This is a genomic window from Infirmifilum sp. (assembly GCF_049970975.1).
Taxonomy (GTDB): domain Archaea; phylum Thermoproteota; class Thermoprotei; order Thermofilales; family Thermofilaceae; genus Thermofilum; species Thermofilum uzonense.
The window spans coordinates 1-1,898 of sequence record NZ_JBMFLX010000187.1; the positions used below are offsets into that span (position 1 = coordinate 1).

General features: G+C 52.7%; 3 protein-coding genes. All 3 read right to left on the reverse strand.

The genetic code is table 11. The annotated features are described in order from the left end of the window. The coding region (locus ACP5KC_RS10385) for an AAA family ATPase (protein WP_428287538.1) at positions 1–715 on the reverse strand (715 nt) is incomplete at its 3' end. Between the two features lies 1 nt (position 716). After that, the gene (locus tag ACP5KC_RS10390; RefSeq protein WP_428287539.1) at positions 717–1,373 is read right to left on the reverse strand and encodes a hypothetical protein; all 657 of its coding nucleotides are present in this window, start codon (positions 1,371–1,373) and stop codon (positions 717–719) included. Positions 1,374–1,458: 85 nt separating this feature from the next. Continuing rightward, positions 1,459–1,898, reverse strand: a 440-nt coding sequence (locus ACP5KC_RS10395) for a hypothetical protein (RefSeq protein ID WP_428287540.1), incomplete at its 5' end; no start/stop codon positions are given.

Sequence of the window (1,898 nt, forward strand, 5' to 3'; positions counted from 1 at the left end):
TCCATACCTCCGCGCCGAAGTCCTTGATCATCATCGTGAGAATGGAAAGGGCGTATTGGTGCAACGCGCGGACGTCGTCCATACTTGCCACAGCTGTGGGAAAGCCATTGTTGTTAGCCCACCTTGCCTCAAGCGCTTTCAGCAGTAGCACGTCATCGTTGAGGTAGTCGCTGAAGACCCTGATGGCAAACCTATCATATAAAGCCTGCAGCTCGCCATCCTCTGGTATTTCATTTGAAGCGCCAATTGCCACATGCAGTGCCGCTTTGACCTCGCTACCCGTCAGCGGATCGTAGATAATCCTTTCTTGCAACAGGGATAACAACGCATTCAAAATAGCAGAGTTCGCCTTGAAGACCTCATCTAAGAAGACTACCTCAGCGCTTATGAGTCGCGACCAGTTTCGCTTATACGAGCCCTGGGCAAGAGAAGCGACGTCCACGGCCCCGAAGACCTCGTCATAACTCGTAAACTTGGTCAACAAGTAGGCGTAGTGTTGCGCGTTCACTAGGCGAGCGAATGTCTTGACGAGGTAGGTTTTTGCCGTCCCGGGGGGTGAGATGAATACGACGTGCTCCCCCGAGACGGCGGCGTAGAGAAGCGCTGATACCATGTCCTCGTGGCCCACGACAACGCTGTTCAACGCCTTCTCGACCGCGAGGAGACGCTCCCGTGCAACCTTAACGTTGTCCACTTTAACGTTGTCCACTGCCATCTCAGATCACCATGCTTGTATGTGGCATGCCGGTCTCATTGTAATATACAAGGCGGTGGATGTGGTTGAACACCACGATAACAGCCTCCTCCGTCCTAAGCGGGCGTTGACCATTATTCTCTACGCGAAATATGAGAAAAACAGGAGCCTTCTCGAGGACTAATACCACGGTTGTGACGGTGTCGGGCTCGAAAGGAAATCTAGCTTCCCTCTTCTCAGTCTCGAGGGCTAGAACACGGTAGTTCGGGTGCGCCATCTTCACTATATCTTCAATACCCTCAACCCTACTGAGCAATACTTCCTTCAATAATAAATAATATTCTTCACTCTCACTCTTATATGCGTAGGTAATCCTTGCTAAGTTACCGTCCGCATATATCTCAAACCTCCAAACAGGTGCCGTAGTACACTTGTAGGCTACAATAGTCAAGACACGTGGAAGGAAGGAGGCATTGTACTTTATATGCTCCCATACCTTCTCCCACTTCACCCTTTCCAAATCTTCCAGGTTCATTCTTACTATCATCCTATTTTCCTCGGGCCTCATCTGCCCGTTCAGGGCCCCTGGCTGAACGCCTGTCCCGGCGGGCCCAGCCTCCGGGACAGCGGGGGCCTGCGCCCCAACCCGATCGAAACGGGTATTTACTTTGTCTGCCATACTCAACACCTTACTCGGGTCATCCCCCGGTCTCCGCCCCGGGGTGAGTCCCCACGGGGCTCTAGAGCCGGAAAAACAGAAAACATCACAGTCGGGACACCTCCTGTAGGTACTTTCTGAAAGCCTCGAGAAGCTTCTTCCTATACTCAAGATCCTGTTGGAGACGCTTTAGTGATGACTTGGTTTGCTCGTTCTCCGCCTTCTTTATACGCTCTATCAACTCATCGATGTCGCGCTCGAGGTGTTCTGCAGCAGACTCGAGGAGGTGCTTAGCCTCCTCGGGCTCCAGGTAGATCGGCAGCGCTCTCACAGTGTAGCGTTCAGCGAGTTGACCAAGACCGGCCTTAGCCAGCTCCTCTCGTACATACTTCGTGACAACCTCGGCATCCCTGACTGCCTCCTCGGTAACCGCAATCCAAGCCCCGTACTCTTCGACATGGGCGAAGATACGCGAAACCATCGCGTACGCATTGCGACGTATTGTCTCCAGTTTCGCGGCGACCTCCTCGAAAACACGTTTTTCTA